The following is a 26,121-nucleotide window of genomic DNA, read 5'->3' as shown; positions in this document are numbered from 1 at the left end:
CGCCGTGGCGGGCGAAACCGGCGCGTTTGCGAGCCATCGGCTCGCGCGCCGGGAGAGCGCCCCGCGTGCTTCGCGGGGCGGGGCTTCCGTTGTATCAGCGTTCGATCATGCGGCCTTGCGCGCCGCCAACTGGCGAAGCACGTAGTGGAGCAGGCCGCCGTGGCGGAAGTACTCGACTTCCTTCGGCGTCAGCAGCAGCACCTTGACCTGGAAGCGGACTTCCTGGCCGTCGGCGCGGCGCGCGGTGACGGTGGCGACCTTGGATGCGCCATCGTGCAGGCCGGCGATGTCGAACACCTCCGAACCATCCAGTCCCAGGGTCTGCGCGTTCTGCCCCTCGATGAATTGCAGCGGCAGCACGCCCATGCCGACCAGGTTGGAGCGGTGGATGCGCTCGAAACTCTCGGCGAACACCGCCTTGACGCCCAGCAGATTGGTGCCCTTGGCCGCCCAGTCGCGCGAGGAGCCGGTGCCGTACTCCTTGCCGGCCAGCACCACCAGCGGCACGCCGTCGGCCTTGTACTTCATCGCCGCGTCGTAGATCGACAGCTTCTCCGGCGTCCCGCCGCCGGGCGCGTGGTACAGAGTGTTGCCGCCTTCCTCGCCACCGAACATCAGGTTCTTGATGCGGATGTTGGCGAAGGTGCCGCGCACCATCACGTCGTCGTTGCCGCGGCGGCTGCCGTAGCTGTTGAAATCGACCGGCTGCACGCCGCGCGAGATCAGGAAACGGCCCGCCGGTGAATCCTTCTTGATGTTGCCGGCCGGCGAGATGTGGTCGGTGGTGATCGAATCGCCGAACAGGCCAAGCACGCGCGCACCGTGCACGTCGTCGATGCCGCCGGTCGCCATCGTCATGCCGTCGAAGTAGGGCGGATTCTTGATGTAGGTCGAATCCGAATCCCAGGCATACAGCTCGCCGTCGGGCGAGGCGATGGTGTTCCAGCGGGTGTCGCCCTTGAAGACGTCGGCGTAGTTCTTGGTGAACATTTCCGGGCCGATGGTGCGGGCGATGAAGTCGCCGATTTCACCGTTGCTCGGCCAGATATCCTTCAGGTAGACCGGCTGACCGTCGCTGCCGATGCCCAGTGGCTCGGTGGTCAGGTCGATGTCGGTGGTGCCGGCGATCGCGTAGGCGACCACCAGCGGCGGCGAGGCGAGGTAGTTCATCTTCACTTCCGGGTGCACGCGGCCTTCGAAGTTGCGGTTGCCGGACAGCACCGAGGTCACCACCAGGTCGCCGGTGGCGATGCCCGCGCTGACTTCCACCGGCAGCGGACCGGAGTTGCCGATGCAGGTGGTGCAGCCGTAGCCGACCACGTAGAAGCCCAGCTTCTCCAGGTCATCCAGCACGCCGGCCTTTTCCAGGTAGTCGGTGACCACGCGCGAGCCCGGTCCCAACGAGGTCTTGACCCACGGCTTGCGGTTCAGACCCTTCGCGGCGGCATTGCGGGCGAGCAGGCCGGCGCCGATCATCACCGCGGGATTGGAGGTATTGGTGCAGGAGGTGATCGCGGCGATGACGACGGCGCCGTCCTTCAGCCGCACCTTCTGGCCTTCGGTCTCGATGTCGGCATAACCGCGGCTCAGCGCTTCGTTGCCCACCGCCGAACCACCGCCCTCGGCGACGAAATCGGAGATCGCGTCGCTGCGCTTGTCGCGCGCCTCGGCGAACGGCTGCAGGTTGTCGCGGAAATTCTGCTGCACGTCTTCCAGCAGCACGCGGTCCTGCGGACGCTTGGGGCCGGCCAGCGACGGCTTCACATCGCCCATGTCCAGATGCAGGGTGGCGCTGTACTGCGCATGCGGGCTGTCGGCGTCGTGCCACAGGCCCTGGGCCTTGGCATAGGCCTCGACCAGCGCGATCTGCTCCTCGCCGCGGCCGGACAGGCGCAGATAATTCAAGGACTCGGCGTCGATCGGGAAGATGCCGCAGGTGGCGCCGTACTCGGGCGCCATGTTGCCGATGGTGGCGCGGTCGGCGAGCGGAAGATGCTGCAGGCCGTCACCGTAGAACTCGACGAACTTGCCGACCACGCCCAGCTTGCGCAGCATCTGGGTGACGGTCAGCACCAGATCGGTGGCGGTGGCGCCTTCGGGCAGTTTGCCGGTCAGCTTGAAACCGACGACCTGCGGAATCAGCATCGAGGAAGGCTGGCCGAGCATGGCCGCTTCGGCCTCGATGCCGCCGACGCCCCAACCCAGCACACCGATGCCGTTGATCATCGTGGTATGCGAGTCGGTGCCGAACACGGTGTCCGGATAGGCGACGGCCTCGCCGTCCCTCTGCGTGGTCATCACCACACGGGCGAGGTTCTCCAGATTCACCTGGTGGACGATGCCGGTGTTGGGCGGCACCACCTTGAAGTTGTCGAACGCCTTCTGGCCCCAGCGCAGGAAGCTGTAGCGTTCCTTGTTGCGATCGAATTCGATCTTGCCGTTCAGATCCAGCGCATCCGGCTTGCCGAACACGTCCACCTGCACCGAGTGGTCGATCACCAGCTCGGAGGGGATCAGCGGGTTGATCTGGCCCGGGTTGCCGCCCAGCTTGACCACCGCGTCGCGCATGGCGGCCAGGTCGACCACGCAGGGCACGCCGGTGAAGTCCTGCAGGACCACGCGCGCCGGCATGAACGCGATTTCGGTATCCGGCTCGCGGGTGGCGTCCCATTTCGCGACCGCCTCGATGTGCTCGGGCGTCACGCTGACCCCGTCCTCGCAGCGCAGCAGGTTCTCCAGCAGGATCTTCATGGAGTAGGGCAGGCGGGCGATGTCGAAGCGCCGGCCCAGCGTGGGCAGGCTGAAGTAGGTATAGGACTTGCCGTTGACGTCGAGACGGCTGCGGGTGGAGAAAGAGTCGCTCATGCGGGGTACTCCTTTGCGAATGCTGGCGATGGCAACGGCCATGGACCGGATGCTTGCGGAACGCAGGCGCCGGCGTGGGGAACCGCGGGCGGCACACGGGATTGTCCCTCAAATGGTGTTGCGGATGGAATCAGGCAAGGGCCGGCGGTGGACCGCAGTGTTGCCGGAAGGGGCTTGCCATGTGGCCGGACGGTCGCGTGGTGGGGCGGGAAGGCTCACCCTCCCTTCCAGAGGCGCTTGAGGGTATGCAGGAAATCCTCCGCTACCGGTGACAGCTGCGCGCCGCGGCGACGCACCACGCCGATGGTCCGCGAAACCACCGGATTGGCGAGCGGGCGCGTCACCAGGGTGGCGTGTTCGCCGCGCGGAGTGGCCATCCTCGGCAACACCGAGATGCCGACGCCGGCTTCGACCAGTCCGAGCGAAGTCGACAGGTGGGTCACCTCGTAGAACCAGTTGAGCCGCAGGTTCGCGCGCGCGAGTGCGCCATCGAGCAGCGTGCGGTTGCCGCTGGTGCGGTGCACGGTGATGAGCCGGTGTGGCGCCAGGTCGCTCCAGCTCACCTTGCGCTTGCGGGCGAGCGGATGGTCGCGCCGGCAGGCCAGCACGAAGGGATCCTCGACCAGGGTGTCAAAGATCAGATCCGGATCCGACGCACCCATGAAGTTGATGCCGAACTCGACTTCGCCGCGTTCCACCGACTGCAGGCCCTCGGTGGCCGGAAGGTCCAGGATGCGGAAGCGCACCTGCGGATGATCCTGCTGGAAGCGCGCAATCACGCTGGGCAGGAAGTAGAACGCCGCGGTCGGCAGACAGGCGATGGTGACCTGGCCACCGCGATGCTGGTCGGTGTCGCGCAGGGAAAAAAGTGAGCCATCGAACTCTTCGATCAGTCGCCTCACCAGTGGCAGGAGATCCTGTCCTAGTGCGGTCGGCACCACGTGGCGGGTAGTCCGCTCCAGCAGCGGAGCGCCGACGTTCTGCTCAAGCTTCTGGATGCGACGGCTGAGCGCGGGTTGGGAAAGATGCAGGGTTTCCGCGGCCCGATGGAAGCTGCGGGTCTCGCTGACCAGCAGAAACGCACGCAGGTCGAGGATTTCGCAATTGATGCTCATGGCCTATCAATAATCGAAAAATTTGCAATTCTCAAATGGATGGGGTCCATGCCAGTATCGAATCGTGCTCCTGAATTAATGTGATTTTTGCATGGATTCGCTTGTCCGTTCGAACGACCTGCTCAGCCTGCCGTGCGTGCTCATGCGCGGTGGGACCTCCAAGGGCCCCTTCTTCCTGGCCTCGGATCTGCCCGCCGAGCCGGCATTGCGTGACCGCGTGCTGCTGGCGGTGATGGGCGCGGGCCATCCGTTGCAGATCGACGGCGTCGGCGGCGGCAACGCGCTGTCCAGCAAGGTCGCCATCGTGGATCGTGCCAGTCGCCAGGATGCCGACGTCGACTACCTGTTCGCGCAGGTGGTGAGCGATCGTCAGGTCGTCGATACCAGCCCCAACTGCGGCAACATGCTCGCCGCGGTGGCGCCGTTCGCGATCGAGGCCGGCCTGGTGGCCGCCCGTCATCCGCAGACCCAGGTGTGCATCCACAACGTCAACACCGGCAAGCTCATCCGCGCCACCGTGCAGACCCCGCGGGGCCGGGTGTCCTATCGCGGCGATACCCGCATCGCAGGGGTTCCGGGGCAGGCCGCACCGATCACGTTGACATTCCTGGACGCGGCGGGAACCCGCACCGGCGCGTTGCTGCCCACCGGCACGCCGCGCGAACGCATCGATGGCGTGGACATCAGTTGCGTGGATTGCGCGATTCCGATGGTGATGATGCAGGCATCGGACCTTGGCCTGTCGGGCGATGAATCGCCGGCGCGGTTGAACGCCGATGCCGCGCTGTTGCGCCGGCTGGAAGCCATCCGGATCGAGGCGGGCAGGCGGATGGGCATCGCCGATGCCGGTGAACGGGTGATCCCCAAGCCGGTGCTGCTGTCGCGTTCGGACTCCGGCGCCGCGTTGCGGGTGCGCTACTTCATGCCGCGTCAATGCCACAGCGCACTGGCCATTACCGGTGGCGTTGGCATAGCGACCGCCACAGTGACCGCCGGTACCGTCGCGCATGCGTTGGCGGGACGGCAGGAAACTGTCGGCCCGCTGCTGCTGGAACATCCGGGGGGATGCATGGAAGTGGTACTGGAGCGCAACGCTCCGGACGCGCCGGTCGTGGCCAGCGTCGTGCGCACGGCGCGACGCCTGTTCGAGGGCCGCGTATTTGCCGGCGAACTGCGCCAGGACGCGCGGCGCAGCCAGGCGGCCTGAGCCGGCTGGCGCCACGGACGGTCGTACTCCGATTCACGAACTCTCCGGGAGGGGAACATGTACAAGGCAATGCTGGGTATCGGCGCGACCGCGCTGTTGCTGTTGGGTGGTTGCGGTGGCGCATCCGCGCCGGGCGACGAGGCGGGCGGAGGCGCGCCGGCGCAGGGCGCGCGGGAAGTGCGGATCAGCGTCGGTTCCTACAACCTCAACAATCTGCCGTTCTTCATCGCCGATGCACAGGGTTACTTCAAGGACGAAGGCCTGAACGTGCGCACGGAGAACTTCGCCCAGGGTGGATCCAAGGTGCTGCAGGCGCTCGTGGCCGGTTCCACCGACGTCGCGGTGGGTTTCTACGATCACACCATCCAGATGCAGGCCAAGGGCAAGTCGGTCACCGCCTTCGTGCTGCTGTCGCGCAATTCCGGGCTGGTGCTGGCCGGCGGCAACGGCAGCCGCTTCGAACCGGCCAGGCCGGACACCATCCGTGGCGCACGCGTGGGCATCACCGCGCCGGGATCGTCCTCGGATTTCTTCGTCCGCTACTACCTGGAACGGCATGGCATCCCGGTGTCGGATGTATCGCTGATCGGCGTGGGTTCCGGTGCGGCCGCGGTGGCTGCGCTGCAACAGGGCAAAGTGGACCTGCTGGTCAATTACGACCCGGCGGCGACCCTGATCCAGGAACGCGGCGTCGGCCGGATCCTCATCGATGCGCGCAGTGATGCGGGCGCGCGCGAGGTCTACGGCGGCATCTATCCGACCTCGGTGTTGTACGCCCAGCAGTCCTTCATCGATGCGAATCCTGAAACCATCGGGAAGATCGTCCGCGCCGAACGACGCGCCCTGAAGTTCATCGCCGAAAGCAGCGCCGAAGCCATTGTCGCCGCGCTTCCCGACAGTTATGTCTCCGGCGATCGCGCCACCTATGCCAAGGCGGTGGAGGCGGCCCGCGCCATCTTCTCCGCGGACGGCCGGTTCGCCGAGGCCGACATGGCCACGCCGCTGGCGGTGCTCCGCGAATTCAATGCCGATGTCGCCGCGACCAAGGTCGATCTGGCGCGAACCTATACCAACCGATTCGTCGAGCAGGCCTCGGCCGAACACTGACGCCTTGTCTGGGAGGGCAATGTCATGACAGCAGTTGCACAGGCGCGTCCGCGCCAGGAGGCGCCACCGGCGGGTATCGCGGTCGCGGAACCGGTCCGCATGATGGTCGCGATCGAGCGGATGACGATGGCGTTCGGCGACTTCGTCGCCGTGCGCGACGTCGACATCCGGGTGGGGGACGGCGAGTTCCTCGCCATCGTCGGTCCCACCGGTTGCGGCAAGAGCACCATCCTCAATGCGGCGGCGGGACTGCTGGCGCCGGCGTCGGGCGGCGTGACCATCGATGGCCGCGCGGTGGCCGGCGTGCAGGACAGCGTGGGCTACCTGTTCCAGCAGGACGCGCTGCTGCCGTGGAAGACCGCGCTGGAAAACGTCGAACTGGGCTTGCGTTTCCGCGGCGTGCCCGCCGACGAGCGTGGCCGGCGCGCGCGCGATTGGCTGGCCAAGGTCGGGCTGTCCGGTTTCGAGCACCGCTATCCGCACCAGCTTTCCGGCGGACAGCGCAAACGCGTGCAGATGGCGCAGGCCCTGATCGTGGAGCCGAAGGTGATTCTGATGGACGAGCCGTTCTCGGCGCTGGACATCCATACCCGTCATCTCATGCAGAACGAACTGCTGCGCCTGTGGCAGGAGGATCGGCGCTCGGTGATCCTGATTACCCACGATCTGGAAGAGGCCATCGCGCTGGGGGATCGGGTGGTGGTGCTGGCGTCGGGGCCGGGCAGCCGTGTGGTGGAGAGTTTCCACGTACCGCTGGAGCGGCCGCGCAACGTGGCCGAGATCAAGCTGGATCCGCGCTTCACCGATCTATATCGCGACATCTGGGCCTGCCTGCGCGGCGAAGTGGAGAAGAGTTATGCGTACGGGGACTGAGCGGCTGATCCAGGCCACCCTGGTGGTGGTTGTGTTCGGGGGATGGCAGGCCGGCGTGGCCGCACGGGTCATCGATCCCTTCTTCTTCCCGGCGCCTTGGGACATCGTGCGGCAGATGTACGAATGGCTGAGCGATACCGGGTTCTACAAGCACGTGTCGGTGACCCTGACCGAGACCGCGCTGGGCTATGTCATCGGCACCGTGCTGGGCGTTGCGGCCGGTGTCTGGCTGGGCCTGAACACCACCGTCGCCCGCATCCTGGATCCCTTCATCAAGAGCTTCAACGCCATCCCGCGGGTGGTGCTGGCGCCCATCTTCGTGCTGTGGCTGGGACTGGGTTTGTGGTCGAAAGTGGCCCTGGCAGTGACGCTGGTGTTTTTCATCACCTTCTTCAACGCCATGCAGGGTGTGCGCGAGGTCAATCCGACCGTGCTGGCGAACGCCCGCATCCTCGGCGCCAACCGGCGTGATCTGTTGCGGCATGTCTATTTCCCCGCGGCCGCCAGCTGGATCCTGTCATCGCTGCGCACCTCGGTGGGATTCGCCGTGGTCGGCGCGATCATCGGCGAATACCTGGGCGCGTCGGCGGGGCTTGGATACCTGATCGCGCAGGCCGAGGGCAACTTCAACGCGGTGGGCGTGTTCGCCGGCATCGTCGTGCTGGCGATGTTCGTGCTGCTCATCGACCGCGTGCTCGATGTCGCCGAACACCGCCTGATCACATGGCGTCCACGCGGGGCGGAAGCCACCCGCTAGCGGACAGGTTCCCGCCTCCGGCGCGCGTCCGGTGGCGGCTTCTCTTCCTTGATGACCCAACGGCATCGGTGCCGAGGGCACCGCTTTGCCTGGAGAAACATGATGAATACGAAACGAATGCCAACCCTGTTGGCAACGGCTTGTCTGTCCTTGTGCGCACCGGCCTGGGCGCAGTCCGACTCCGATGCGGAGGATGCGCCGGTCGCGACCCTCGAGCAGATCGTCAAGCAACAGGCGGTCCATATCCGGACGCTGGAGGCGCGTCTGGCCGACATCGAGTCTCGTCTCGCCGGGACGCCGGTGCGCGCAGCGGATGCGGCCGTCGACGTGCCCGCGCAAGCGGTGGATGCCAATGCCCTGGCCACGCGGCTGGACCGGCTGGAAGCCGCCTCGTCGACGCAGTCCAGAATCAGCCTGGCCAAGGGTGCCCCCGAATTCACCAGTGCGGATGGCAAGGCGCGGTTCCGTCCGCGCGGCCGCTTCTTCGCGGATGCATCCAGCACCGGCGGATCCGGCGCCGCTTCGCGCAACCTGTCCGGAACCGAGATCAGCTCGGCACGGCTCGGTGCGGAAGGCAGCTACGGGCGACTGGGCTACGTGTTGGAAGCGGATTTTGCCGGCGATGCGGTCAGTTGGAAGTCGGCCTATGGTGCGTTCGAGCACCACTTGTTCGGCATTCCGGCCGAATTCTCGATTGGCCTGCGCCTCAACGACCGGAGCATGGACGGCGCCAGTGGGGTCTCCAATACGCCGTTCCAGAGCCGCAATGTGGTAGGGGCAGTGATCATTCCGCAGCACGGCGCCTCTGATCTCGGCATGATGCAGCGGCTGCAGGGCGAGGGCTGGCATGCCGCGCTGCATGTCAGCGGCGACGGACCGGATGAGCAGGGCAGTGGCAATGGCGCGCTGGCCTACACGCTGCGCGGCCACTGGAACCCGGTGCGCACCGAGCGGACGACGATCCATCTGGGCGGCTGGGGATTCCGCGAGCAGATCCGGGGGCCGGCCCGGGCCGTACGTGGTGCCGCCATCGGCGGCACCTTCAACGACAACCTGCGGATAGCCCCGGGTCGCGTCGCCGGTGCCGACAGGAGTGAGGCGCTGGGACTGGAGTTGGCAGCGTTGGCCGGACCGGCGTGGGTCCAGGGCGAGTGGGGCGCGCGGCGGGTGCACGGCGGGGAGTCGGGAGAGCGCGGGACCTTCATCCACCGTGCCCATGCGCTGGGTGCCGGCTGGTTCCTGGGCGAGGCACGGCCGGCGTACTCGGCCAGGTCCGGAACCTGGGGCCGGGTCAAGGTCGGCACGCCGGTGAGCGAAGGCGGCAGCGGTGCCTGGGAGCTCAAGACCCGTTACGAGTCCACCGACTATGCCGACATAGCCGGCGGCGGGCGGGGCAACGCGTGGACCGTAGGCGCCAACTGGTATCTCAACAACTGGAGCCGGCTGATGCTGGATGCCGTGCGCTGGCGGACCCGCCAGCCGACAGGGCGGTACGCCGGGGACGACCGCGGGTATACGGTCAACATGCGTTTCCAGGTCTCCTTCTGAGACGGCATCGGCCGGGACCCGGAAGGGCCCCGGCCATCGTTTCCCGAAGCTGGCGGCTAGGGTATGCCGAGGAAAGTATGTATAATCCGTACATACTTTGCAGGAGCCCCGGATGGAAGCGACCGTCGCCGAACGTGGCCAGATCACCCTGCCCAAGGCCGTGCGTGACGCCCTGGGGCTAACCAAGGGCAGCGTGCTCAAGGTCGAACTGGAAGGCAGCCGGATCATCCTGCGCAAGAGCGTGGACGACGCCATCTCGCGTGCCCGCGGCCGCTTCAAGCTGGACGGTTTCGACAGCACCGACGCGGCCATGCGCGCCCTGCGCGGCCACGCGCCTGGCGAGACGCCGGAACAGTGAGGCCGACGCGATGATCGCCCTGGATTCCTCCGTCCTCATCGATCTGCTGGCCGACGGCCCGCAGGCCGATGCCGCCGAGGCCTGCCTTCGGCAGTGCCTGAGCGCCGGGCCGGTGGTGGTCTGCGAAGTCGCCCTGGCCGAAGTGTGCAGCGCGCTGCGCGATGGTTCCGAGGCGCTGGCGGTGCTGGAGGAAATGAGCATCCGTTTCAGTCCGCTGGAAGCCAAGTCGGCGCTGCGCGCCGGCGAAATGCAGCGCCGCCATCGCCAGCGCGATGGCGGCAGCCACCGCGCCGCGCCCGATTTCCTGATCGGCGCGCATGCGCTGCTCCAGTGCAATGGCCTGATCACCCGCGACGATCGGTTCTACCGCGAATACTTCAAGGGCCTGAAGTTGATCGTTCCCGCCGCGGAATAAGTCCCACCCGTTGTTTCCCGTCACCTCACCGCATTCCGGAGTCACCATGTTGGAAGCCTATCGCCACCACGTAGCCGAGCGCGCCGCGCTGGGCATCCCGCCGCTGCCGCTGTCGGCCCAGCAGACCGCCGAGGTCATCGAACTGCTGAAGGCGCCGCCGGCCGGCGAGGGCGACTTCCTGCTGGACCTGATCACCAATCGCGTGCCCGCCGGCGTGGACGACGCCGCCAAGGTCAAGGCCTCCTATCTGGCCGCGGTCGCTTTCGGCAGCGAGCAATGCCCGCTGATCAGCCGCGAGCGCGCCACCGAACTGCTGGGCACCATGCTCGGCGGTTACAACATCCATCCGCTGGTGGAACTGCTGGATGACGCCCAGGTCGGCACCATCGCCGCCAACGCGCTCAAGCACACCCTGCTGATGTTCGACGCTTTCCACGACGTGCAGGAAAAAGCGCAGAAAGGCAACGCGAATGCCCAGTCGGTGCTGCAGAGCTGGGCCGACGCCGAATGGTTCACCAGCCGCCCGGAAGTGCCGCAGTCGCTGACCGTCACCGTGTTCAAGGTGCCGGGCGAGACCAACACCGACGATCTGTCGCCGGCGCCCGACGCGACCACCCGTCCCGACATTCCGATGCACGCGCTGGCGATGCTGAAGAACAAGCGCGATGGCGCGCCGTTCACCCCGGAGGAAGACGGCAAGCGCGGTCCGATCGCGTTCATCCAGTCGCTGACCGAGAAAGGCCATCCGGTCGCCTACGTCGGCGACGTGGTCGGCACCGGATCCAGCCGAAAGTCCGCCACCAACTCGGTGTTGTGGTGGACCGGCGAGGACATCCCGTTCATTCCGAACAAGCGCTTCGGCGGCGTCTGCCTGGGCAGCAAGATCGCGCCGATCTTCTACAACACGATGGAAGACGCCGGTGCGCTGCCGATCGAACTCGACGTGTCGAAAATGGACATGGGCGACGTGGTCGAGCTGCGTCCGTATGAAGGCAAGGCGCTGAAGAACGGCGAGGTGATCGCCGAGTTTCAGGTCAAGAGCGACGTGCTGTTCGACGAGGTGCGCGCCGGTGGCCGCATCCCGCTGATCATCGGTCGCGGTTTGACCACCAAGGCGCGCGAGGCGCTGGGCCTGCCGGCGTCGACCCTGTTCCGCCTGCCGCAGAACCCCGCCGACACCGGCAAGGGCTACACCTTGGCACAGAAGATGGTCGGCCGCGCCTGCGGCCTGCCCGAAGTCAACGGTGTGCAGACAGGCATCCGCCCGGGGACCTACTGCGAGCCGAAGATGACCTCGGTGGGTTCGCAGGACACCACCGGCCCGATGACCCGCGACGAGCTGAAGGATCTGGCCTGCCTGGGCTTCAGTGCGGATCTGGTGATGCAGTCGTTCTGCCACACCGCCGCCTATCCGAAGCCGGTCGACGTCAAGACCCACCACGAACTGCCGGCCTTCATCAGCAACCGTGGCGGCATCTCGCTGCGTCCGGGCGACGGCGTGATCCACAGCTGGCTCAACCGCATGCTGCTGCCCGACACCGTCGGCACCGGTGGCGATTCGCATACGCGCTTCCCGGTGGGCATTTCGTTCCCGGCCGGCTCCGGTCTGGTCGCCTTCGCCGCGGCCACCGGGGTGATGCCGCTGGACATGCCGGAATCGGTGCTGGTCCGGTTCAAGGGACAGATGCAGCCGGGCGTGACCCTGCGCGATCTGGTCAACGCCATCCCGTTGTACGCCATCAAGCAGGGTCTGCTGACGGTCGCCAAACAGGGCAAGAAAAACATCTTCTCCGGCCGCATCCTGGAAATCGAAGGCCTGCCGGATCTGAAGGTCGAACAGGCGTTCGAGCTGTCCGACGCGTCGGCCGAGCGCTCGGCCGCCGGTTGCACGGTGCACCTCAACAAGGAACCGATCATCGAGTACATCAACAGCAACATCACGCTGCTGAAGTGGATGATCGCGGAGGGTTATCAGGATCCGCGCAGCCTGCAGCGCCGGATCAAGGCGATGGAGGCGTGGCTGGCCGATCCGCAATTGCTCAAGGGCGACGCCGACGCCGAGTACGCGGCGGTCATCGAGATCGATCTGGCCGACGTGCATGAGCCGATCGTGGCCTGCCCGAACGATCCCGACGACGTGAAGACCCTGTCGGAAGTGTCCGGCGCGGTCATCGACGAAGTGTTCATCGGTTCGTGCATGACCAACATCGGCCACTTCCGTGCAGCATCCAAGCTGCTGGAAGGCAAGCGTGACATCCCGACCAAGCTGTGGGTCGCGCCGCCGACCAAGATGGATGCCGCCGAGCTGACCAAGGAAGGCCACTACGGCACCTTCGGCACCGCCGGCGCGCGCATGGAGATGCCGGGCTGCTCGCTGTGCATGGGCAACCAGGCGCAGGTGAAGGAGGGCGCCACGGTGTTCTCCACCAGCACCCGCAACTTCCCCAACCGTCTGGGCAAGAACTCCAATGTCTACCTGGGTTCGGCGGAACTGGCGGCGATCTGCTCGCGTCTGGGCCGGATCCCGACCAAGGCCGAATACATGGCCGACATCGGCGTCATCAACGCCAATGGCGATCAGATCTACCGCTACATGAACTTCGATCAGATCGCGGACTACAAGGACGTGGCCGATACCGTCGCCGCGTAATCACACCGGTGGCAGTCGCTGCATGGAAACCCCGGCGAAAGCCGGGGTTTCCCGTTGTTGGAAAGGCATTCCTTTCCGCCTCGCATCGAAGGGCCGTCACGAATGGTCCTGCAGCAACCGGACGAATTCCTCGTCCGCCGCGGTCTGCTCACCCGGACGGCGCACCAGCACGTACTCGGCCTTCGGCAACGCCGGCAGGCCCAGTTCGTCGTTGACGATCCTGAGGCCGGGCACCAGCTCGGTTTTCGTCATCACCGCGACGCCGAGGCCGGCCAGCGTCGCCGCGCGCAGGCCCTCGTTGCTGGCCGAAGTGAAAGTGAAATGCCAGGGCCGGGCGACGCGCTCCAGCGCTGCCAGGCCGATCTGCCTGCGCAGGCAGGGAGACGGTGCGAATGCGAGCGGCAACGAATCGCCCGCGGGTGGCGCGAAATTGTCCGCCGCGCTCCACACGAACTGGGTGCTGCGCAACAGCAGATCGTCTTCCTGGCCCGGTTCGGCCAGCACCACCGCCATGTCGAGTTCGCCGGCCGCGACCATCGCGCGGAAATCCGGACTGGACGAGACGTTCACTTCCAGTCGTACGCATGGATGGCTGCGCGCGAACTGGCCCAGCAGAGCAGGCAGGCGCGCGCCCAGATAGGTATCGGCCACGCCGAAACGGATCACGCCGGACACCGGCGACAGATGGAACCGCCGGGTCAGCGCGTCGGACGCATCGAGGATGCGCTGCGCGTGGCTGAGGAACTCCTCGCCGTCCTCGGTCAGGGTCAGGCGGCGGGTGGTGCGGTGGAGCAGGGGACGTCCGACCTGCTCCTCCAGGCGGCGGATCTGGTGGCTGATCGCCGACTGGGTCAGGTGCAGGCGTTCGGCGGCGCGGGTGAAGCCGCCGGTCTCGGTGACCGCGATGAAGGCGCGCAGCAGGGCGGGGTCGAAGTCCATGGCTGACAAATGACGGAAATTACTGAATGGGAATAAATTAAATCATTTCCCTCATTGAATGGGGTTTCCGACAATGCCGCGGTATCCCCGCCGGCCGCTCCGCACCCCTCCGCGAAGACCGCCCGCGGCCCCAGTCCATCGGAGTCCCCCATGTCTGCTTCCCTGTCTTCCCGGAACAGGACGGCGCTGTTCGCCGTCTGCCTCGCCTCGCTGATGTTCGGCCTGGAGATCTCCAGTGTGCCGGTGATTCTGCCGACTCTGGAGCGGGTGCTCGGCGGGGACTTCCGCCAGATGCAGTGGGTGATGAATGCCTACACCATCGCCAGCACCACGGTGCTGATGGCCGCCGGCGCGCTTGCCGACCGCTTCGGGCGACGGCGGGTGTTCCTCGTCAGCGGCGTGTTGTTCGGCGCCAGCTCGGTGATGTGCGGTCTGGCCGGCGGGGTCGGGATGTTGATCCTGGCGCGTGCCCTGCAGGGCATGAGCGGCGGCGTGCTGCTGATCAGCATGCTGGCGATTCTGTCGCACCAGTTCCGCGATGGCCGCGAGCGCGGCAAGGCGTTCGCGGCGTGGGGCGTGGTGTTCGGTTTCGGACTCGGTTTCGGTCCGCTGATCGGTGGCGCGATCGTCGCCCTGTCCGATTGGACCTGGGTGTTCCTGGTGCATGGGCCGATTGCCCTGCTGACCCTGGTGCTGGTGATCACCAGCGTGGACGAATCACGGGATCCCCAGGCGCGCCGGCTCGATTGGGGCGGAATGATCTCGCTGTCGCTGGCGGTGCTGGGGTTGGCGTTCTACCTGACCCAGGGCGGCGAAATGGGCTTCACCCGTCCGCTGTCGCTGGTCGTGCTGGCGGCCACGCTGATCTGCCTGGCGGCATTCGTTGCGATCGAGCGCCGGGTCGAGCATCCGATGTTCGATTTCTCGGTCCTGCGCCATCGTGCTTTCTCCGGCGCGTTGCTGGGTTCGATGGGAATGAATTTCAGCTTCTGGCCGCTGATGGTCTATTTGCCGATCTATTTCCATGGCGTGCTTGGATTGGGCGAATTGTCCTCGGGCGTCGCGCTGCTCGCCTACACGCTGCCCGCGCTGGTGTTTCCGCCGGTGGGCGAACGCCTCTCGCTGCGCTATCGCCCCGGCCTGGTGATCCCGGCGGGTCTGTTCACCATCGGCCTTGGCCTGCTGTGGATGCACTGGGCCACCGGCCAGGAGGCGCCGGGCCTGTGGAGCGTGTTGCCGGGCGCGCTGGTCGCGGGGATCGGACTGGGCATCACCAACACGCCGGTGACCAATACGACGACGGGCTCGGTGTCGCCGGATCGCGCCGGCATGGCGTCGGGACTGGACATGAGCGCGCGCCTGATCTCGCTGGCGATCAACATCGCCCTGATGGGGTTGATACTGCTGCGTGGCGTCCAGTCCGGATTGCGCGACTTGTCGGGCGGCGCGGCGCCAAACACGGCTCTGCGCTTGCTCGCCGAACGGATCGCCGCCGGTGACGTGGGCGGGGATCCGGCCGGGACCGTCGCGCTGGCGCACGGATTCGGCTGGGTCACTCTCTACGGCGGGGTCAGCGTCTGCCTGTTGGCGGTCGCCAGCCTGCTCGTGTTCGGGACGGCGGATGCACGCCGGAGCCCGCAGGTGGCCTGCGCGGGGTGAGCGGGGTGAGCGGGACCCTGGCCGATCAGTTCAGCCAACCGTCGATGGCCGCGGCCATCGCGCGGCGCGAGAACAGGAAATCCCAGTAGCTGCCGCCCAGTTGCCGCCACAACACCGCCGCGCGCACGGCCGCGAGCAGGATGGCGCGGATTTCGGCCACGACGCCGGGCTGGCCGAGGTAGTGCGGATTGCCCTGGACCATCACGCGGGGGCGCAACTGGCTGAGGGTTTCCGCATACACGTTGCCGAGCGCGGCGATCACCTCCGGATGCGTGCTGCCGGCTTGCCGGGCCTGCGGCGCCAGCCGGTCCACCGCCTGGCTCACGGCGTCGCCCAGATCGTTGCGGCGGATGAACCGGCGCTCCAACTGGAGCACGGCCATGCCGAGACGAGGCAGGGCGTCTTCCTTGTTCTCGCCAATCAGGTAGCCACGCAGCAGGCGCAGGCCGGGATTGAGTTCGGAAATACGGCCGAAGACGCCGGCGGCATCGGCCGCGTCGATCCGGAACACGCTGTCCAGCGCAGTCTGTACCACCCCGGCTTCGGAATGGCCGGTCTCGGCGATGCGGCGGACCTGGTGCAGGGCTTGCGCCAGGCCGGCCAGGGCCAGGACGCGTTCGGAAAACTGATTGCTCAAGCGGCTTGCTCCGCGATTCTTCGTTCCAGGGGGGCGTCGGTGGTGGCGATGACGGCGCCGCCGAGGCAGATGTCGCCGTCATACAGCACCACCGACTGGCCGGGCGTGACCGCGCGTTGCGGACGCGCGAACGCGACTTCGAGCCGGCCATCGTCGGCGACCGTCACCGTGCAGGGCTCGTCGGCCTGCCGGTAACGCGTCTGAGCGGTGCATTCGAAACGTGCCGCCGGCGCGCTGCCGGACGTCCAGTGGGCGGCTTCCGACCACAGCCGGTGCGATTGCAGGTAGGGACTTGCGGTGTCCTGGTCCACATACAGGATGTTGTTGGCGACATCCTTGCCGACCACGTACCAGGGCGCGGCGGGTCGACCACGCACGCCGCCGATCTGCAGGCCTTCGCGCTGTCCGAGAGTGAAATAGAACACACCGGCGTGCTCGCCGATGCGCCGCTCCTGCGGGTCGCGCATCTCGCCGCGACGGGCCGGCAGGTAGCGGCCCAGGAATTCGCGGAAATCCCGCTCGCCGATGAAGCAGATGCCGGTCGAATCCTTCTTGTCGTGGGTCGGCAGTCCGGCCTCGCGGGCCACGCCGCGCAGATCCTGTTTACGCATGTCGCCGATCGGGAACAGCGTCGCCGACAACTGCTCCTGTCCCAACTGGTGCAGGAAATAGCTCTGGTCCTTGCCGCGATCGATGCCGCGAAGCAGTTGCCAGCGGCCGGCGTGGAAGGCCACCCGCGCGTAGTGGCCGGTGGCGATCTTTTCCGCGCCCAGTTCGCGGGCGGCGTCCAGGAAGTGCTTGAACTTGACCTCGCGGTTGCACAGCACGTCGGGATTGGGCGTGCGGCCGGCGGCGTACTCGGCGAGGAAGTGTTCGAACACGCCCTGCCAGTACTCGCTCGAAAAGTCGCGGAAATGGAACGGGACGCCGAGCCGGCCGCATACGGCGACCGCGTCGCGGCGATCTTCCTCGGCCCGGCATTCGCCGCTGCCGTCGTCGGCCCAGTTCTGCATGAACAGGCCGGCCACGGATTCTCCGGCCTGGACCAGGCGCAGCGCGGCCACCGACGAGTCGACCCCGCCCGAGACACCGACGATGACGCGGGGCGTGCTCATGCCAGTTGGTGGAGCATGTCCAGCGGGTAGCGGCGGCCGGCCAGATAGTCCTCGACCACCTGCCAGACCAGTGGGCTGCGGTGCCGCTCGCGGGCTTGCTGGAGTTCGGCGGGGGTCAGCCAGTGGGTCTGCAGGATGCCGTCGTCCAGCGGCCGCCCCGGGTCATGCCGCACCGGCTCGGCCGCGAAGGCGAAGCGCAGGTAGTGCCGGCCGGTCTCGGTGGCCTTCCACTGATAAGCGCCGACGAATGCGGTCAACCGCACGTCCCAGCCGGTTTCCTCGCGGGTCTCGCGCAGGGCGGCGTCGAGCAGGGTCTCGTCCGGTTCCAGATGCCCGGCCGGTTGGTTGAACACCACCCGGCCCTGGGCGCGTTCTTCGACCATGAGCAGGCGGCCGCCGCGCACCACGATGGTGGCGACGGTCACGTCGGGCTGCCAGAACCGGCCTTCGCGGTAGCTCATGGTGGATTCCCGGCTCAGTAGTCGTCGGACGCCGGATCTTCGGCCAGTTCGACTTCCATCGCATCGGCGGAGACGGCGGCGGCGGAGATTGCGTCCTCCAGCAGTTCGGTGCTGGCGTCGGCCGGAATCTTGGCCACGTAGACCGCGCTGCGATCCTGCTTGGCCCAGGAGCCGATGATCAGCGCGTTGGAGGCGTCCAGCAGGCGGTTGGCGACCACCGCCGGCAGCGAATCGCTCGGCGACCGGTAGGCATAGGACCACAGCTCGCGGACCCGGTGCTTGCCGTAGGTTTCCACGGTGGAACGGATATAGACGATCTGGCTGCGCTCTTCGTTGTCGCCCGTGGCCATCAGCAGCTTGTAGTCGCCGTCCTCGTCCACTTCGTATTCATAGCCCAGCGCCTTCAATTGCTTGGCGATGGTCGGGTCGGCCTCGGCGGCATGCGCGCCGGATACGCCGGCAAAGGCGGCGGCGAGGGCGAGGACGAGAGCGGCTGGTTTCATCGGGTTTCAATCCATTGGGGGAAAGGAGTTAATTGTGCGTGCAACCTCGGTGGGCGTCCAATCCGTATAATTGGCACATGTCCCGCAAGACCGAAAACGAACGCGACCACGGCGTGCTGGTGGAGACCAGCAAGCCCGAAGTGGCGCCGCCGCCGCTTTTCCAGGTGGTACTGCTCAACGACGATTACACCCCGATGGATTTCGTGGTGGTCGTACTCCAGCAGTTCTTTTCCATGGACCTGGAAAAGGCCACCCAGATCATGTTGCATGTCCACACCCGGGGGCGCGCCATTTGCGGGGTCTACACCCGCGAGGTGGCAGAATCCAAGGTGGCCCAGGTCAACGAGTTTTCGCGGGTGAACCAGCACCCGCTGCTGTGCACGATGGAAAAATCCTGAGGTTTCGGTGTTGGGGCGCCGTCGGGCCCTTGCAAGGCAACGATTCCTGAACACTGAAATCCGGGCGGGTGATGGAAATCCACCCCTCAGGCCGCATATTGTCGGCATCGGCCCCGGAGGCGACCATGTTCAGCAAAGATCTCGAGCAAACCATCGGCCAGTGCTACAAGCGCGCCCGCGAAGCACGGCACGAGTTCATGACGGTGGAGCACCTGCTGCTCTCGCTGTTGGAGAACCCGTCCGCGCAGGCGGTGCTCAAGGCCTGCGGCGCGGACTCGGCCCGCCTGCAGCACGACCTGGAGCAGGCCATCGAGGCGTCGGTGTCCCGCCTGGCCGAGGATGACGGCCGCGACACCCAGCCCACCCTGGGCTTCCAGCGCGTGCTCCAGCGCGCGGTCTACCACGTGCAGTCCTCGGGCAAGAAGGAGGTCACCGGCGCCAATGTGCTGGTGGCGATCTTCGGCGAGAAGGACTCGCACGCGGTCTATTTCCTCAACCAGCAGGATGTCACCCGCCTGGACGTGGTGAACTACCTGTCGCACGGCATCGCCAAGCAGGGCGAGGAAGGCGAGGGTCAGGGCGCGCACGAGGGCGAGGGCGGCAAGGCCGAGGCCGGCGAGGGCGACGGCAAGGGCGATGCCCTGACCGAGTTCGCCAGCAACCTCAACGACCTGGCCCGGCAGGGCAAGATCGACCCGCTGGTCGGCCGCGCGGACGAGGTCGAACGGACCATCCAGGTCCTGTGCCGGCGCCGCAAGAACAATCCGCTCTACGTCGGCGAGGCCGGCGTGGGCAAGACCGCCCTGGCCGAGGGCCTGGCCAAGCGCATCGTGGAAGGCGAGGTGCCGGACGTCCTGCTGGACGCCACCATCTATTCGCTGGACCTGGGCGCGCTGGTGGCGGGCACCAAGTATCGCGGCGATTTCGAGAAGCGCCTGAAGGGCGTGCTGGCGGCGATCCGGAAGATTCCGGGGGCGGTCCTCTTCATCGACGAGATCCACACCATCATCGGCGCCGGTTCCGCCAGCGGCGGCACCATGGATGCCAGCAATCTGATCAAGCCGGCGTTGGCGTCCGGCGAGCTGCGCTGCATCGGTTCGACCACGTTCCAGGAATACCGCGGCATCTTCGAGAAGGATCGCGCGCTCGCGCGGCGCTTCCAGAAGATCGACATCGTCGAGCCGACCGTGGGCGAGGCGTTCCAGATCCTGCAGGGCCTGAAGCCGAAGTACGAGGCGCACCACGGCGTGACCTATGCCGACGAGGCGCTGCAGGCCGCGGTCGATCTGTCGGTCAAGCACATCGGCGACCGCCTGTTGCCGGACAAGGCCATCGACGTGATCGACGAGGCCGGCGCGCGCCAGCGGCTGCTGCCCGAAGGCCAGCGCAAGGACCTGATCGACATCGAGGAAATCGAGACCATCATCGCCAAGATGGCGCGCATCCCGGCCAAGCAGGTCACTTCGTCCGACAAGGACGTGCTGCAGCACCTGGAGCGCAATCTGAAGATGGTGATCTTCGGGCAGGATCCGGCCATCGAGACCCTGGCCTCGGCCATCAAGCTGGCCCGCTCCGGCCTCGGCAATCCGGACAAGCCGATCGGCAATTTCCTGTTCGCCGGTCCCACCGGCGTGGGCAAGACCGAGGTGACCAAGCAGCTGGCGCTGCAATTGGGCATCGAACTGGTCCGCTTCGACATGTCCGAGTACATGGAGCCGCATTCGGTCAGCCGCCTGATTGGCGCGCCCCCGGGTTACGTCGGTTTCGATCAGGGTGGTCTGCTGACCGAGAAGATCGTCAAGACGCCGCATTGCGTGTTGCTGCTGGACGAGGTCGAGAAAGCGCACCCGGACATCTTCAACATCCTGTTGCAGGTGATGGACCGCGGCGTGCTGACCGACACCAACGGCCGTGAAGCGAACTTCAAGAACGTGATCCTGGTGATGACCACCAATGCCGGCGCGGCCCAGGCGTCGCGGCGCTCGATTGGCTTCACCCAGCAGGATCATTCGACCGACGCGATGGAAGTCATCCGTCGCAGCTTCACGCCGGAATTCCGCAACCGTCTTGACGCGGTGGTGCAGTTCCAGGCGCTGGGCTTCGAGCACATCCTGCGGGTGGTGGACAAGTTCCTGATCGAACTGGAGATGCTGCTGCAGGAGAAGCACGTCAGCCTGTCGGCCACGCCGGCCGCGCGTGACTGGCTGGCCCAGCACGGTTTCGATCCGTTGATGGGCGCGCGCCCGATGGCGCGCCTGATCCAGGACAAGGTCAAGCGTCCGCTGGCCGACGAATTGCTGTTCGGCAAATTGATCAACGGAGGCCGGGTCAGCATCGACGTGCGCGATGGCGAGTTGGTGGTGGAAAGCCAGGCCGAACCGGAAAAGCTGCTGCCGGCGACGGTCTGATTGTCCGGCGGGCCGGGGCGCCCGCGCGGTGGGGAACCCCGTGGAAACGAGAAAAGCCGGTGCCTTGCTGCACCGGCTTTTTCTGCTCAGAGACAGGGAAGGCTCAGCGGCGGAGACGGGCCTTCTGGCGGCTGAACTCCTCCGCGCTGATGTTTTCGAGACCGGCGATATCGCACGTGCCGCGATTGGTTTCGACCCGGCTGCCCGCGGGACACAGGCGACTGTCCTGGCCCGCCGTGGTGATCCGCAGGCGCGAGGCCAGGGGCAGCTTGTCGCAGGCTCCTCGCAGCTTGACCCGATAGTGCCGCTCGCCATCTTTCAGAAGGAAGGACTGGGTACCGCCGCGGACGATTTCGTGGCCTGCGGCCAAATCGACGCACGGGGTGTCCTGGGCCTGCGCGAGCGCGGGCAGCAGCAGGATGAGGGCGATGGCGGCCCGTGGCGGGAAACGTGTCATCGGAATCTCCGGTGTGGTGGAAAGCCACCACCTTAGGTCGGCGGGCCGGGCACGGAATCTGGCGAAAGGGCCCATGACTGACGACCAGAGGGAGGCGATCCCGCGACCCTTTGCCCCGCCGTTGCATCCCGACACCGGCTGCCGGACGCACAAACAAAAAGGGCGACCAAGTCGCCCTTTTCAATCAATGCGTTATCGCAGTTATTTCATGCGATAGGTGATACGACCCTTGGTCAGGTCGTAGGGGGTCATTTCGACCTTGACCTTGTCACCAGTCAGAATGCGAATGTAGTTCTTGCGCATGCGGCCGGAAATGTGGGCGATGATTTCGTGCCCGTTTTCCAGCTTGACCCGGAACATGGTGTTCGGCAGCGTTTCGGTGACGGTGCCTTCAAACTCGATGGAATCGTCTTTCGACATGCAGACCTGTGCTGTGCGGCCGGAAGGCCAGGGCGATAAAGTCCGCCATTGTACGCCGCCGCGGCTTCCGGCGCAAAAATCCCGTTAATCCCCAGGCAACCGGGCCAGCCGTGAGGCGGCCAGGTCGCCGAACCGCGTGGTCCAGCCTGCCACCGGTTCGGGGACGGCCACGAGCTCCCGCACCCTTTCCAGGAACACGTGGCGCGGCCAGCGCTCCGCGCCCAGGCTCAGCAGGTGCGGGTTTTCCACCTGCGCGTCGATGAGCGGCCAGCCCCATTCGCGCAGGGTGAGGGCGAGCGCGGCGATGGCGATCTTGGAACCACCGCTTTCCGCGCTGAACATGCTCTCGCCGAAGAACATCCGGCCGATGGCGATGCCGTAGAGACCGCCGACCAGGCGTGCGCCGTCGAAGACTTCGATGGAATGGGCATGGCCCGCCCGATGGAGAGCGCCGTAGGCCTCCTGCATGGCAGGAGTGATCCAGGTACCGTCCTGACCCGGCCGCGGACGGGTGGCGCATTCGGCGATCACCGCCTCGAAAGCGGTGTCGGCGCGGATCCGCCAGGTCGAGCAGCGCAGGCTGCGCCGGAACCGCGATGCCAGGCGCAGGCCATCAGTCCGGAACACCAGCCGCGGATCCGGTGACCACCACAGCGGCGGTTGGCCCTCCGAGAACCAGGGGAAGATGCCACCCCGATAGGCGTTGAGCAGCCTTGGCAGACTCAGATCGCCGCCCACCGCCAGCAGGCCGTCGGGTTGGCGCAGGGCGAGCTCCGCCGGTGGAAACGGTGCGTCGGGTTCGGGGGCAAGCAGGAAGGGGCGCTGGCTCATGCCGGCATTATCGGCATCCGGCGTGGCGCATCGCCACGTGTCGAGGTCAGGTCGCGGCGGCCTTGAACGGTGAATGCGTGGCCAGGGTGGTGGCGTAGCGGCGCACCGCCAGCGTTTCCTCCTCGCACCAGCGTCCCAGTGCCTCGGCGAATGCGGGGTCGGCAATCCAGTGCCGGCTGCGCACGAACACCGGCAGGAAGCCGCGCGCGATCTTGTGCTCGCCCTGTGCGCCGGGTTCGAACACCCGCAGGCCCTCGCGCAGGCAGTACTCGATGCCCTGGTAGTAGCAGGTCTCGAAATGCAGGCCGGGCAGGTTGTGCCGGCAGCCCCAGTAGCGTCCGTACAGGGTGTCACCACCGCGCAGGCAGAGCGCGCCCGCGATGGCTTCGCCGTCACGCTCGGCCAGAAACAGCACCAGTTGCCGCGGAAGGGCCCGGGCCAGATGACGGAAGAAGTCGAAGGTCAGGGCAGGTGAGTTGCCGTAGTCCTGGAAGGTCTGCAGGTAGAAGCCGAACATCGCCTCCAGGTCGGCATCGCTGGCTTCGTCGCCGTGGACGGTCCGGAAGGTGACCCCGGCGCGCGCGACCCGCGCGCGCTCCTGGCGGATGTTCTTGCGATGCTTGTGGTCGAAGGCGGCCAGGAAGGCATCGAAATCCGTCCAGCCGGTGTCGTTGCGCCAGTGGTACTGCATGTCGGCGCGGGACAGCCAGTCGCCATCGAATGCGCCGTCTTCCTCTTCTGGATGGAAGTTGACGTGGACGGAGGACAGGCCCGCTTCGGCCGCCTGCATGGCCAGCGCCGCGACCAGTTGTCGCTGCCGCGCAGGCGTCGACGCCAGCAGGCGCGGACCGGTCACGGGCGAGTAGGGCACCGCGCACAGCCATTTCGGGAAGTATTCGCGTCCGTAGCGTGCGTAGGCCTGCGCCCAGGCGTGATCGAACACGAACTCGCCGTGGGAGTTGTTCTTCAGGTAACCCGGCGCGGCGGCGACCAGTGTGTCGCCTTCCCACAGGGTGGCGTGATGCGGTGTCCAGCCCCAGTCCCCGCGCAGGCAGCCGTGCTGTTCGAGTCCGGCCAGGAAGGCGTGGGCAATGAACGGGTTGCGGCCATCATGCAGCGCGTCCCACGCTACCGGGGCGATTTCTGCCAGAGAGGCCAGCGTGCGGAATTTCGCCATGTCGCGAGTATCAGGGGCGTAGATGCAGGACGTCGATCGTCGGCGGATTGAACAGGCGCATGGGCAATCCGATTTCGCCCACGCCCGACGTCGTGAACACGCGTATGCGTCCGCGCGGCGTCGATGCGAACTGTTCGCCCCGGTCGAAGCCGTGCGCGCTCGGAATCACCCGGCGATACAGTCCGGGAATGCGGATCTGTCCGCCATGGGTATGGCCGGCCAGGAGCAGGCGGGTACTCGCCGGATCCAGATCCACGGCGCTGTCCGGATTGTGCGCAACCACGAAGGTGGGCAGGGAGGACGGGGCGGCGGCCAGGAATGCCGGATCGTCCTTGCCCGCCCATCGATCACCGAGTCCGGCCCAGCGATAGCCGGCGGCGGTGGTCAACAGTTTTCCCTCGATGATCTTCACGCCATGGTGGCCGAGCGCGGCCCGCAGTGCCTGATCGATATCGGGGCCGGGAGCCTGCTGGTCATGGTTGCCCAACACCGCGAGGATCGGAACGCGCATGCGCGACAGCGGTGCGAACATCGCTTCCAGCGCACACTGCTGCGCCTGCCGGGGTTCGGACTCCCGCGGACACTGCGGCCGGGATTGTGGTTCGTAGGTCAGATCGCCCGCGATCACGACGGCATCGACGGGCAGATCATTGATCCGATCCACCAATCGGTGCAGGAACCGCGAGTCCTTGTAGATGCCGAGATGGATATCGCTGATCAGCGCGATGTTCGCTGTGGCACCAGTGCCAGGGAGGGTAGTTTCCCTGACCCGGATCATCTGTGGTTCGACGAACCGCGCCCACACGAACACCAGGCCCGCCGCCAGCACGCAGGCGGTGAACCAGCGCCTGCCTGGCCTGCGCAGGCGCCAGGCCAGCCAAGCCAGACAGGGGAACGCCAGGTAGCTGCCGTAGAACAGCGCCTGCTTGAGCAGGATCTTGTCCACCTCGGACCGGGGCGGGGATCAGGCGTCCTTGTCGAGGAACCGCTCGGCGTCCAGCGCGGCCATGCAGCCGAAGCCGGCCGAGGTGATGGCCTGGCGGTAATGCTGGTCGGCCACGTCGCCGGCGGCGAACACGCCCGGCACGGTGGTCGCCGTGGCGCCGCCATCCAGCCCCGACTTGATGGTCAGGTAGCCGTTGTTCATCCCCAACTGGCCCTCGAACAGGCTGGTGTTGGGGGTGTGGCCGATGGCCACGAAGAAGCCGTGCACGTCCAGGTCGCGGGTGCTGCCATCCTGCACCGACTTGACCCGCAGGCCGGTCACCCCGGCCTCGTTGCCCAGCACCTCGTCCACGGTGTGGTGCCACACCGGCTCGATCTTGCCGGCCTGGATCTTGGCGAACAGCTTGTCCTGCATGATTTTCTCCGCGCGCAGGGTGTCGCGGCGATGGACCAGGTAGACCTTGCGGGCGATGTTGGCCAGGTACAGGGCCTCTTCCACGGCGGTGTTGCCGCCGCCGACCACGGCCACGTCCTGATCGCGATAGAAGAAACCGTCGCAGGTGGCGCAGGCGGACACGCCGCGGCCCTTGAAAGCCTCTTCGGACGGCAGGCCCAGGTACTTGGCGGTGGCGCCGGTGGCCAGGATCAGGGCGTCGGCGGTGTACTCGCCGTTGTCGCCGATGAGTTTGAACGGACGCTGGCCCAGGTCGGCGGTATGGATGTGGTCGAAGATGACTTCGGTGTCGAAGCGCTCGGCGTGCGCCTGCATGCGCGCCATCAGATCCGGGCCCATCAGGCCGTGGGCGTCACCGGGCCAGTTGTCCACCTCGGTGGTGGTCATCAGCTGGCCGCCCTGCTGCAGGCCGGTGACGACGACGGGCTTGAGATTGGCGCGGGCCGCGTAGACGGCGGCGGTCCAGCCGGCCGGGCCGGAGCCCAGGATCAACAGGCGGCAGTGCTTCGAAGTGCTCATGTATACTCGCGGAGAAGGTGGATTGGCCTTGCGATCGCAACGGCTGGCACGCCATCGCAGGCGACATAGAGTGCGGGTGTGATCAGGTTCGATCAAGGCGCGCGGATGGAATGCGGTGATGCGGAACAACATGCGAGCGACAGGTCGGCGTGATGCCGGCGATCTGCGACAGGGCGCCACCGTAGCGCCTTTTTTTCTGCGGGCCTTCCATGACGCGGCGCCAGGCTGATGCGATTCCGAGGGCTGAAATTCGCCAATGTTTCGTTTATTATCAAAGACTAATGGCATATTCCTAAGGTCTAA

24 protein-coding genes are annotated in these 26,121 nt (G+C 66.6%); 11 read left to right on the top strand and 13 right to left on the bottom strand.

Annotated features, from left to right (window positions below; all coding sequences use genetic code 11):
* Positions 1–105: 105 nt before the first annotated feature.
* Entirely contained in the window at positions 106–2,865 is a 2,760-nt protein-coding gene (acnA, locus tag AC3DEZ_RS11555; protein WP_488388340.1) for an aconitate hydratase AcnA, read from the bottom strand.
* Between the two features lie 215 nt (positions 2,866–3,080).
* Positions 3,081–3,980: a LysR family transcriptional regulator gene (locus tag AC3DEZ_RS11550; RefSeq protein ID WP_488388339.1), complete on the bottom strand. Its 900-nt coding sequence runs from the start codon at positions 3,978–3,980 to the stop codon at positions 3,081–3,083.
* A gap of 91 nt (positions 3,981–4,071) precedes the next feature.
* On the opposite strand from AC3DEZ_RS11550, the gene AC3DEZ_RS11545 reads away from it, so the two are divergent.
* From AC3DEZ_RS11545 to acnB, 8 genes are all read left to right on the top strand, one after another.
* Positions 4,072–5,187 (top strand): 4-oxalomesaconate tautomerase, encoded by a 1,116-nt coding sequence (locus tag AC3DEZ_RS11545; protein ID WP_488388338.1) that lies wholly within the window; start codon positions 4,072–4,074, stop codon positions 5,185–5,187.
* 57 nt (positions 5,188–5,244) lie between these two features.
* Positions 5,245–6,294, top strand: coding sequence for an ABC transporter substrate-binding protein (locus AC3DEZ_RS11540; RefSeq protein ID WP_488388337.1), 1,050 nt, complete (start codon positions 5,245–5,247; stop codon positions 6,292–6,294).
* A gap of 99 nt (positions 6,295–6,393) precedes the next feature.
* Entirely contained in the window at positions 6,394–7,167 is a 774-nt protein-coding gene (locus tag AC3DEZ_RS11535; RefSeq protein WP_488388500.1) for an ABC transporter ATP-binding protein, read from the top strand.
* The gene (locus AC3DEZ_RS11530; protein WP_488388336.1) at positions 7,151–7,924 is read left to right on the top strand and encodes an ABC transporter permease; all 774 of its coding nucleotides are present in this window, start codon (positions 7,151–7,153) and stop codon (positions 7,922–7,924) included. Before AC3DEZ_RS11535 ends, AC3DEZ_RS11530 begins: the two co-directional genes overlap by 17 nt.
* 102 nt (positions 7,925–8,026) lie before the next feature.
* The gene (locus AC3DEZ_RS11525; RefSeq protein WP_488388335.1) at positions 8,027–9,472 is read left to right on the top strand and encodes an OprO/OprP family phosphate-selective porin; all 1,446 of its coding nucleotides are present in this window, start codon (positions 8,027–8,029) and stop codon (positions 9,470–9,472) included.
* Between the two features lie 112 nt (positions 9,473–9,584).
* Positions 9,585–9,830: an AbrB/MazE/SpoVT family DNA-binding domain-containing protein gene (locus AC3DEZ_RS11520; RefSeq protein ID WP_249887757.1), complete on the top strand. Its 246-nt coding sequence runs from the start codon at positions 9,585–9,587 to the stop codon at positions 9,828–9,830.
* Positions 9,831–9,840: 10 nt separating this feature from the next.
* A complete protein-coding gene (locus AC3DEZ_RS11515; RefSeq protein WP_488388334.1) occupies positions 9,841–10,245 on the top strand; it encodes a type II toxin-antitoxin system VapC family toxin in 405 nt (134 codons plus the stop codon).
* A gap of 46 nt (positions 10,246–10,291) precedes the next feature.
* Positions 10,292–12,895, top strand: a complete 2,604-nt coding sequence (gene acnB / locus AC3DEZ_RS11510; protein ID WP_488388333.1) for a bifunctional aconitate hydratase 2/2-methylisocitrate dehydratase — start codon at positions 10,292–10,294, stop codon at positions 12,893–12,895.
* Positions 12,896–12,991: 96 nt separating this feature from the next.
* Here acnB and AC3DEZ_RS11505 read toward each other — a convergent pair whose 3' ends face one another.
* Entirely contained in the window at positions 12,992–13,834 is an 843-nt protein-coding gene (locus AC3DEZ_RS11505; RefSeq protein WP_488388332.1) for a LysR family transcriptional regulator, read from the bottom strand.
* Positions 13,835–13,984: 150 nt separating this feature from the next.
* On the opposite strand from AC3DEZ_RS11505, the gene AC3DEZ_RS11500 reads away from it, so the two are divergent.
* Entirely contained in the window at positions 13,985–15,493 is a 1,509-nt protein-coding gene (locus tag AC3DEZ_RS11500; protein ID WP_488388331.1) for an MFS transporter, read from the top strand.
* A gap of 25 nt (positions 15,494–15,518) precedes the next feature.
* Here the strand turns inward: AC3DEZ_RS11500 and hflD are convergent, their stop codons facing one another.
* Genes hflD through AC3DEZ_RS11480 form a run of 4 tightly spaced genes read right to left on the bottom strand, consistent with a single transcriptional unit; the run spans position 15,519 to position 18,209 of the window.
* Entirely contained in the window at positions 15,519–16,130 is a 612-nt protein-coding gene (gene hflD, locus AC3DEZ_RS11495) for a high frequency lysogenization protein HflD (protein ID WP_447102082.1), read from the bottom strand.
* Positions 16,127–17,245, bottom strand: a complete 1,119-nt coding sequence (mnmA, locus tag AC3DEZ_RS11490; RefSeq protein ID WP_488388330.1) for a tRNA 2-thiouridine(34) synthase MnmA — start codon at positions 17,243–17,245, stop codon at positions 16,127–16,129. Before mnmA ends, hflD begins: the two co-directional genes overlap by 4 nt.
* Positions 17,242–17,706, bottom strand: a complete 465-nt coding sequence (locus tag AC3DEZ_RS11485; protein WP_488388329.1) for an NUDIX hydrolase — start codon at positions 17,704–17,706, stop codon at positions 17,242–17,244. Before AC3DEZ_RS11485 ends, mnmA begins: the two co-directional genes overlap by 4 nt.
* A gap of 14 nt (positions 17,707–17,720) precedes the next feature.
* Positions 17,721–18,209 (bottom strand): type III secretion system chaperone family protein, encoded by a 489-nt coding sequence (locus AC3DEZ_RS11480; RefSeq protein ID WP_488388328.1) that lies wholly within the window; start codon positions 18,207–18,209, stop codon positions 17,721–17,723.
* Between the two features lie 77 nt (positions 18,210–18,286).
* Between AC3DEZ_RS11480 and clpS the strand changes: the two genes are divergently transcribed.
* Together clpS and clpA are read left to right on the top strand one after the other, a co-directional pair.
* Complete coding sequence (gene clpS / locus AC3DEZ_RS11475; protein WP_447102086.1) at positions 18,287–18,607, top strand: ATP-dependent Clp protease adapter ClpS; 321 nt, start codon at positions 18,287–18,289, stop codon at positions 18,605–18,607.
* A gap of 125 nt (positions 18,608–18,732) precedes the next feature.
* Positions 18,733–21,015 carry an ATP-dependent Clp protease ATP-binding subunit ClpA gene (gene clpA, locus AC3DEZ_RS11470; protein WP_488388327.1) on the top strand — a complete coding sequence of 761 codons (2,283 nt, stop codon included), beginning with the start codon at positions 18,733–18,735 and terminating at the stop codon, positions 21,013–21,015.
* 103 nt (positions 21,016–21,118) lie between these two features.
* Here clpA and AC3DEZ_RS11465 read toward each other — a convergent pair whose 3' ends face one another.
* The 6 genes from AC3DEZ_RS11465 to trxB form a co-directional block, all read right to left on the bottom strand.
* Positions 21,119–21,472 (bottom strand): hypothetical protein, encoded by a 354-nt coding sequence (locus AC3DEZ_RS11465; protein WP_488388326.1) that lies wholly within the window; start codon positions 21,470–21,472, stop codon positions 21,119–21,121.
* A 201-nt stretch (positions 21,473–21,673) separates the two neighbouring features.
* The gene (gene infA / locus AC3DEZ_RS11460) at positions 21,674–21,892 is read right to left on the bottom strand and encodes a translation initiation factor IF-1 (RefSeq protein ID WP_079726088.1); all 219 of its coding nucleotides are present in this window, start codon (positions 21,890–21,892) and stop codon (positions 21,674–21,676) included.
* A gap of 84 nt (positions 21,893–21,976) precedes the next feature.
* Positions 21,977–22,723 (bottom strand): leucyl/phenylalanyl-tRNA--protein transferase, encoded by a 747-nt coding sequence (aat, locus tag AC3DEZ_RS11455; RefSeq protein ID WP_488388325.1) that lies wholly within the window; start codon positions 22,721–22,723, stop codon positions 21,977–21,979.
* A 46-nt stretch (positions 22,724–22,769) separates the two neighbouring features.
* Complete coding sequence (locus AC3DEZ_RS11450) at positions 22,770–23,900, bottom strand: GNAT family N-acetyltransferase (RefSeq protein WP_488388324.1); 1,131 nt, start codon at positions 23,898–23,900, stop codon at positions 22,770–22,772.
* Between the two features lie 10 nt (positions 23,901–23,910).
* Positions 23,911–24,846 carry a metallophosphoesterase gene (locus AC3DEZ_RS11445; RefSeq protein WP_488388323.1) on the bottom strand — a complete coding sequence of 312 codons (936 nt, stop codon included), beginning with the start codon at positions 24,844–24,846 and terminating at the stop codon, positions 23,911–23,913.
* A gap of 18 nt (positions 24,847–24,864) precedes the next feature.
* Positions 24,865–25,818 carry a thioredoxin-disulfide reductase gene (gene trxB, locus AC3DEZ_RS11440; protein WP_295380967.1) on the bottom strand — a complete coding sequence of 318 codons (954 nt, stop codon included), beginning with the start codon at positions 25,816–25,818 and terminating at the stop codon, positions 24,865–24,867.
* Positions 25,819–26,121 lie beyond the last annotated feature (303 nt).

This window comes from Pseudoxanthomonas sp. 134C1 (genome assembly GCF_057773065.1).
This window is presented reverse-complemented; position numbering and strand designations above follow the sequence as displayed.